The 7,782-nt window shown below is 63.5% G+C and carries 6 protein-coding genes and 1 pseudogene; 5 read left to right on the top strand and 2 right to left on the bottom strand.

Features of this window, described 5'->3' with window-relative positions; genetic code table 11:
- The coding region (gene glnE, locus WCA85_RS08085) for a bifunctional [glutamate--ammonia ligase]-adenylyl-L-tyrosine phosphorylase/[glutamate--ammonia-ligase] adenylyltransferase (protein ID WP_424062713.1) at positions 1–1,289 on the top strand (1,289 nt) is incomplete at its 5' end.
- Between the two features lie 82 nt (positions 1,290–1,371).
- On the opposite strand, the gene recN is transcribed toward glnE, so the two are convergent.
- Positions 1,372–3,039 carry a DNA repair protein RecN gene (recN, locus tag WCA85_RS08080; protein WP_424062711.1) on the bottom strand — a complete coding sequence of 556 codons (1,668 nt, stop codon included), beginning with the start codon at positions 3,037–3,039 and terminating at the stop codon, positions 1,372–1,374.
- 58 nt (positions 3,040–3,097) lie between these two features.
- Positions 3,098–4,000, bottom strand: a complete 903-nt coding sequence (locus WCA85_RS08075) for an NAD kinase (protein WP_424062709.1) — start codon at positions 3,998–4,000, stop codon at positions 3,098–3,100.
- A gap of 311 nt (positions 4,001–4,311) precedes the next feature.
- On the opposite strand from WCA85_RS08075, the gene hrcA reads away from it, so the two are divergent.
- From hrcA to WCA85_RS08055, 4 genes and pseudogenes are all read left to right on the top strand, one after another.
- A complete protein-coding gene (gene hrcA / locus WCA85_RS08070; RefSeq protein ID WP_424062708.1) occupies positions 4,312–5,331 on the top strand; it encodes a heat-inducible transcriptional repressor HrcA in 1,020 nt (339 codons plus the stop codon).
- A gap of 188 nt (positions 5,332–5,519) precedes the next feature.
- Entirely contained in the window at positions 5,520–6,590 is a 1,071-nt protein-coding gene (hemH, locus tag WCA85_RS08065; RefSeq protein WP_424062707.1) for a ferrochelatase, read from the top strand.
- A gap of 172 nt (positions 6,591–6,762) precedes the next feature.
- Complete coding sequence (locus WCA85_RS08060) at positions 6,763–7,170, top strand: RNA-binding S4 domain-containing protein (RefSeq protein WP_424062706.1); 408 nt, start codon at positions 6,763–6,765, stop codon at positions 7,168–7,170.
- 494 nt (positions 7,171–7,664) lie between these two features.
- A pseudogene (locus WCA85_RS08055) lies at positions 7,665–7,782 on the top strand (nucleotide exchange factor GrpE); the annotation flags it as partial.

Here is a 7,782-nt window from a genome sequence, read left to right as displayed (position 1 = left end):
TCGTGGCGCAGCGGGCACTCGAGGCTGCCCGCACGCTGGAGCCGCCGGAACGGCGCGGCGACACGGTGGCGCGCTTCTTCGACCTGCTCGAAACCGTGAGCCGGCGTGGCGCGTATCTGGCACTGCTGACCGAATATCCACAGGCGCTGCACCGGGTGTTGTCGGTGCTGGGCGCGTCGCGTTGGGCGGCGGGGTATCTGATCCGCCATCCGCAATTGCTTGATGAGCTGCTCGACGACGAGGCGATTGCAAGCCCGTTCGATTGGCCGGAATTTAAGCGCACGCTGCGCCTGCGCCTCGCCGCGGCGGACGGCGTCGAACAGCAGATGGATCTGCTGCGCCATGCCCATCAGGCCGAGGTGTTCCGCATTCTGCTGATCGATCTGGCGGGCCAGTTGAGCGTCGAACACGTGAGTGACCGGCTTTCCGAACTGGCCGATGCGATGCTCGACGTGACGCTCGAAGCGGTCTGGAACCAACTGGCAAGACGCCATCGTGAGGTGCCGCGCTTTGCGGTGATCGCGTATGGCAAGCTGGGCGGCAAGGAGCTGGGATATGCGTCGGATCTGGATCTGATCTTCCTCTACGACGACGCGGACGAGAACGCGGCGGAGATCTACGCGATGTACACGCGCCGCCTGATCACCTGCCTCACCATGGCCACGGGCGCGGGGACGCTGTTCGACGTGGATTTGCGCTTGCGGCCGAATGGCGAGTCGGGCCTGCTCGTCACCGACCTGGACGCTTTCCGGCGTTACCAGTTACGCGAAGGCGATGCGGCCAATACCGCGTGGGTCTGGGAGCACCAGGCGTTAACGCGCGCCCGCTATTGCGCCGGCGATGCCGAGATTGGCGCGAAGTTCGAAGCGATCCGCGAGCAGGTGCTGACCACGCCACGCGAGGCCGCGCCTTTGGCGAAGGAAATCGTCGAGATGCGCGAACGTGTTGAGGCCGGGCACCCGAACCGCACGAGCCTGTTCGACCTCAAGCACGATCGGGGCGGCATGGTGGACATCGAATTTACCGTGCAGTTCTGGGTGCTGCTGCATGCGGCGCGCGATCCCGAGTTGATCCGCAATACCGGCAATATCGCGTTGCTCCGTGAGGTGTCGCGCTTCGGCATGATGAGCGAGGAAGAGGCGGAGACAGTGGGCGCGGCCTACCGGATCTATCGCAAGCTGCAGCATAAGTTGCGGCTGGATGGCATGGAGAAGGCGCGGGTTGATCCGGCGGTGGTTGCCACCGAGCGGGAGGCAGTGCTGGCGCTGTGGGAGCGGGTGTTTGGGTGAGGCGCCTGCCTCGTTAGCGCGCGGCAGTGATCGCTTGGGTGGCCGCTCAAATGACCACGCCGGCGGTCACATAGCTGGCCAATCAAGCCGCCAGCATTTCCTTCGCGTGTTTGCGCGTGGTGGCGGTAATTTCCAGGCCGCCGAGCATCCGCGCAACTTCCTCGATGCGGCTCGCCTTGTCGAGCGACGTGACGTTGCTCACCGTGCCACCTTGTCCGTCCGAAGCCTTCGCCACCTGGAAGTGCCGGTCGCCGCGCGCGGCCACCTGCGGCAAGTGCGTAACGCACAGCACCTGGCGGGCGCCGCCGAGTTGATGCAACAGCCTGCCGACGACTTCCGCCACGCCGCCGCCAATGCCGGTATCCACTTCGTCGAAAATCAGCGTCGGAGTTGGACTGGCGGCGCTGGCAATCACGGCGAGGGCGAGGCTGATACGCGCCAGCTCACCACCTGACGCGACTTTCGCCAACGGCCGCAGCGGGACGCCCGCGTGGCCGGCCACCCGGAATTCGATCTGTTCGAGTCCATGAGCGCCGCCTTCCGGCAGTGCCACGAGGGTAACCTCGAAGCTGCCGCCTTTCATCGACAATTCCTGCATGCCCGTCGTCACCGCTGACCCCAGCGCCTTGCCGGCTTTGGTGCGAGCCTTTGAGAGTTGTTTGGCCTGGGCCAGATAGGCTTCCTTCGCTTTGGCTTCGGCGGCGTGCAGGGCGTCCAGATCGGCGGCGGCGTCAAGCGCAGCCAGTTGGGCGCGCCGGGCGGCGTGTTCTTCGGGCAGCGTTTGCGGCTGCAGGCGGAATTTGCGGGCGGCGGAGTGCAGCGCGTCAACGCGCTTCTCGATCTGCGCGAGCCGTTCGGGGTCGAGTTCAAGCCGCTGCGCGTAGTGACTCAGCGAGTAAGCGGCCTCCTGCAACTGGATTTCGGCGGGCTCTAGCGCGGCGAGGGCGTCGTTCAATGCGGGATCGATCTCGGCCAGGTCGCGCAGCTTCGAGACGACCGACGCCAGATGCGTGATCATTGCCTCGTCCGATTCGGACAGCGCTGCGAGCGCGCCCTGCACGCCGTCGATCAGGTTGGCCGAATGCGACAAGCGGTTGTGCTCGGCGTTGACCTCTTCCCATTCGCCGGGTTGCGGCGCCAGCTTGTCGAGTTCGGCCAACTGCCATGCGAGCCGCTCACGCTCCAGTTGCAGCTCTCGATCACGCGTCTGCGCCGTCTCGACTGCCTGCGCTCCGTCGCGCCAGCTTCGCCAGGCGCGGTTCACGGCGCCGGCCAGTTCGGCGAGCCCCGAATGGGTGTCGAACAGCTCACGCTGTGCGTCCGGGCGCATCAACAACTGGTGCGCGTGCTGCCCGTGGATGTCCACCAGCATTTCGCCGACTTCGCGCAGTTGCGCGAGCGTCGCCGCCGTGCCGTTGATAAAGGCACGCGAACGCCCGTTCGCGTCCACCACCCGCCGCAGCATGACCGTGTTGCCCTGCGAATCGGCGGCGTCGGTGCCAAGCGCCTGCTCGTCGAGCCACTGCTCGACCTGCTCGTGAGTGTCGAATTCCGCGGTGATGTCGGCACGGGTTTCGCCGGTGCGTACGACGCTGGCATCGGCGCGGGCGCCGAGTGTCAAGGCCAGCGCATCAATCAGGATCGATTTGCCGGCACCTGTTTCACCTGAAAAAACTGTAAAGCCGCTGTCGAATTCAAGATCGAGCGCGGCGACGATGACGAAGTCGCGTATCGAGAGGTGGCGAAGCATGGAGGTCGTCTGGTGGCGTGGATTACGTTGCGGCTGCGGCGGCGTGCTCAGGATTCTGTCAGGACTTGATGTCGTCTTCGTGCGACGGGTACTCGTTCCAGTGCAGCTTCTTGCGCAGCGTAGCGTAATAGCTGTACCCAACCGGGTGCAGCAGTGGCACGGTATGGCGCGAGCGGCGCACTTCAATGGTGTCGTTGTGTTCCAGGGCAGTGAACGACTGCATGTCGAAATTGACGTTCACGTCGCGGCCGGAAACGATCTGGATGCTGACTTTCGAGTCGTCCGGCAAGACGATGGGCCGGTTCGACAGCGCATGCGGAGCGATCGGCACGAGGACGATGCCCTGTAACTGGGGATGCAGGATCGGCCCGGCCGAAGACAGCGAATAGGCCGTCGAGCCGGTTGGCGTGGCGACGATCAAACCATCCGAGCGCTGGTTGTACATAAAGCGGCCGTCGACGGCCACGTGCAGTTCCGCCATCCCCGAGAAGCCGCTGCGATTTACCACGACGTCGTTGAACGCAAGCGCGTGGTAGATGGGGTTGCCGTCGCGCATGATGCGCGCCTCAAGCAACGTGCGCTCTTCGCGCTCAAAGTGACCGGCGAGCATGTTCGGAACGAGTTCCTGCATGTCGGAGATCGGGATATCGGTAATGAAACCGACGCGCCCATGGTTGATACCGATCAGCGGTGTGCGGTATGGCGCGAGCTGGCGGCCGATGCCGAGCATCGTGCCGTCGCCGCCGAGCACCACGGCGACGTCGGCCCGTGCGCCGATTTCGGCGGGACGCAGCGCGGGATACTCAGTCACGCCGATTTCAGCTGCGGTGTCGGCCTCGAACACAACTTCAAAGCCGCGCTTGGCGATGCAGGCGGCGAGCGCGGTCAGCGGCTCGCCGATGCCTGGCGTATTGTTGCGCCCGACGAGCGCGACTGTCCTGAACTGGCTGGTAACTTGCATGCCGGCATTACACCATAGGTAGGGACTGAAAAGAACCGTTGGCGCGGAGTTGGGCGCCCGGCGCCGACGCGCTTGCCAGCCGGGCGGTCAGTCGGGCCCCGGACACTTGCTGGCCCAGCCGCGACAGGGAGCCCGGTCGCTCGCCAATTATCGTTAGAATGGTGTCGTCCCCATGGTGAGGGCACGGTTTGTGCAGCGTCCAACCCAGCGCGGGTCCGCGCCAGGCCGCGTGCCGCAGGCCGATTTTGGCGGCAGGTGCCACAACGGTTAGCGCTCGCGGTCGTCGCGTCATTAAGCTAAAATTTTCCGTCATGCTAGATCCTCGCGCACAAACCCTCCTAAAAACGCTGATCGAGCGCTATATCGCCGAAGGTCAGCCGGTCGGCTCGCGCACGTTGTCCCGCTATTCCGGCCTCGAGTTGAGCCCGGCAACGATCCGCAACGTGATGTCCGATCTCGAGGAACTGGGGCTTGTGATCAGTCCGCATACGTCCGCGGGCCGCATTCCCACGCCGCGGGGCTACCGGCTGTTCGTCGACACCATGCTGACGGTGGAATCCGCCGCTGACGAAGAGGCTGTCACCCGCACCGTCAAGACCACACTGCAAGCCGGCGAGCCGCAGAAGATCGTGGCGGCAGCGGCGAGCGTGCTCTCCAGTCTTTCGCAGTTCGCAGGCGTGGTGCTGACGCCGCGGCGCAGTCATGTGTTCAAGCAGATCGAGTTCATGCGCCTGTCCGACAAGCGCATTCTGCTGATCATCGTCACGCCCGAGGGCGACGTGCAGAACCGCATCATGGCGACGCAGCGTGACTTTTCGCCGTCGCAACTGGTGGAAGCGTCCAATTACATCAACGCGCACTTTGCGGGCCTCTCGTTCGATGAGGTGCGCCGCCGGTTGCGCGAAGAGATCGACGCGCTGCGCGGCGATATGACCACGCTGATGCACGCGGCCGTCACGGCCAGCACGGACGAAGCCGACACCGGCGAGACTGTGCTGATCTCCGGAGAGCGCAATCTGCTGGAAGTGGCCGACCTGTCGTCCGACATGGCGCGGCTGCGCAAGCTGTTCGATGTATTTGACCAAAAGACCAGTCTCCTTCAGTTGCTCGACGTGTCGAGTCACGCGCAGGGCGTGCAGATCTTCATTGGTGGCGAGTCCAATCTCGTGCCGATCGAGGAAATGAGCGTCGTGACCGCGCCCTACGAAGTGAACGGCAAGATTGTCGGCACCCTCGGCGTAATCGGACCGACCCGGATGGCTTACAACCGTGTGATCCCGATCGTCGACATTACCGCGCGCCTGCTTTCACTTACGCTTAGCCAGCAATAACTGGCGAGCAGTACCCGGCCCCGTTCAAGTGCAGCGGGCCTCGCGGTCCCCGCAAGCCATGCACCAAATGATGCGCGACGGCGCGTGGCTTGCCAATCCGCCGAATGGCCAGGTTTGGGTCGCCGACCGCGCCGCTATAATGATTTCCACCTAACCCTTCCCGCTTTCAGCTGAGAGCCCTGTAGCCTATGCGTTTCGACCTCGAGCGGCCCTCGCAGCCCGCCACCTCGCATCGTGTCGCGGTCCTGCTGATCAATCTAGGCACGCCCGACGCCCCAACGCCGCGCGCCGTGCGCCGCTACCTCGCACAGTTCCTGTCGGACCCGCGCGTGGTCGAGATTCCGGCGGCGATCTGGCAGATTATTTTGCGTCTGTTGATCCTGCCCTTGCGCGGGCGATCTTCGGCCAAGAAGTACGCCGCGGTCTGGACCCCCGAGGGCTCGCCGCTGCGCGTGTTCACCGAGAAGCAGGTCGAGGCACTGCGGCACTTGTTGCAGTTGAATGATTACACCGTGTTGGTCGACTACGCCATGCGCTATGGCATGCCAGGTATTCCGGCGATGCTCAATCAGCTCAAGCTGGCGGGTGCGGAGCGCGTACTGCTTGTGCCGATGTACCCGCAATATTCCTCGTCGACAACCGCCACCGCATTTGACGACGCATTTTCCGCACTCAAGCGGATGCGCAACCAGCTTGAAATACGCATGATTCGCCAGTACGCGGACCATCCGGCTTACATCACGGCGTTGGCGGCGCAGGTACATCAGTACTGGCACGCCCATGGCCGCCCGGATTTCGCAGCGGGCGACAAGCTCGTTCTGAGCTTTCACGGTGTGCCCAAACGCACGCTCGATCTGGGCGATCCGTATCATGATCAGTGTCAGCAAACTGGGGCGCTCCTCATGCAGGCGTTGCAGTTGACGCCGGTGGAATGCCGCATCACTTTCCAGTCGCGCTTTGGCAAGGCTGAGTGGCTGCAGCCCTATACGGCGCCGACGCTCAAGGAACTGGGCGCGGCGGGCGTGCGCCGCACTGACGTGTTCTGCCCGGGCTTCACCGCCGACTGCCTTGAGACGATCGAGGAAATCGGCATGGAGGTGCGCGACGAGTTCATCCACGCAGGCGGCAAGGAGTTTCACCGGATTCCTTGCCTGAACGCCTCGCAGGCCTGGATTGCGGCACTTGGCGAGATCGTCGCGCAAAATCTGCAGGGGTGGCCGGTGCAGGCGGGGCACGTCCATGGGACTGCGGCTGTGTGATGATCTGTTGGTGCGCCGCGCGGCCGACTGCCAGGCACGACATCCGCCATTGCTTGCGGCCCGGATTTATGGAGTAAGCACGCCGTAGGGCGGTCATTCGCCGCTGATCGGCTACTTACCGCATGTTTGTACGCTGAACCGTTTCAACGCGCCGAAAGCGCCAGACTGACTCATGAACTACAGAATTTCGACTGAACCGGGCGCGCGCTTGCGCATCGACAAATGGCTATGGGCGGCGCGCTTCTTCAAGACGCGCTCGCTCGCGGCGGACGCCGTCGAAAAGGGCCACGTGCGTATTGCCGGCGCGGCGGTTAAGCCGTCCAAGGACGTGCGGGTTGGCGATCTCGTCGAAGTGGAGATCGAGCGGATCGTGTGGCAGGTGGAGGTGCTCGGTATGTGCGACGTGCGCGGGCCGGCGAGTGTTGCGCAGACGCTTTACGCCGAAACGGAAGAGAGTAAGGTGAAGCGGCAGTTGGAGCAGGAGCGGCGCAAGACTTATCGCGAGCCGGCTGCCGCATTGCACGGTCGGCCGACCAAGCGTGACCGGCGGACTATCGACAAACTTTCAGGTGGGGATTGAACAACTGTTCCATGGTGGCGTGTACGCCACCGTATTCCGTCGTACTGTCGTTGACGGCTCCCGACATGCAGATGGTCGTGGTTCCCGCAACGAGCACCAAGGCGACCACGGATATAGCAAAGGTCAGTTTCACGGTACTCCCCCGAAGGATGCAGGACGAACGTGCGGTTTAACTAGATGGGTATGGTTTACGCTGGATTTAGGGTAAACATGAATTTTCCAGCAGATGGATGGAGTTTAGGTCAGTCCGCGACGCGGCTCAATCTCATTCTGATGAAGTCAGAGTAATGGTTGTAACTGGGAATTTCTGCCGCCGCGAGGCGGTACGAAAAGTTCCCGCGCACGGCTTGAAATGACCGTTTCGGACCTCATCTCCACTCACTGATGGCGGCGATTGTGTCGCGTCTGTGTAGCGTTCATGCAACGCTTGAGCGAGTCCACACGGACAAAGACACGGCCGCCCTTGGCTTTCACTTTTAACGACTTTCAGCGACATGGAAAACACGCAAGAGAACCCGACGAGCCAGAATCCCACGCCCGCCGACGAAGCCGCGCGCCAGGCCGCCGAGGCCGCCACGCCTCAGCCGGAAACCAACCCGGCTGACGCAGCGC

Source organism: Paraburkholderia sp., from assembly GCF_049581445.1.
GTDB lineage: Bacteria > Pseudomonadota > Gammaproteobacteria > Burkholderiales > Burkholderiaceae > Paraburkholderia.
Note: the sequence above shows the minus strand (reverse complement) of the source record. Positions and strands in the feature narration are given on the sequence as shown.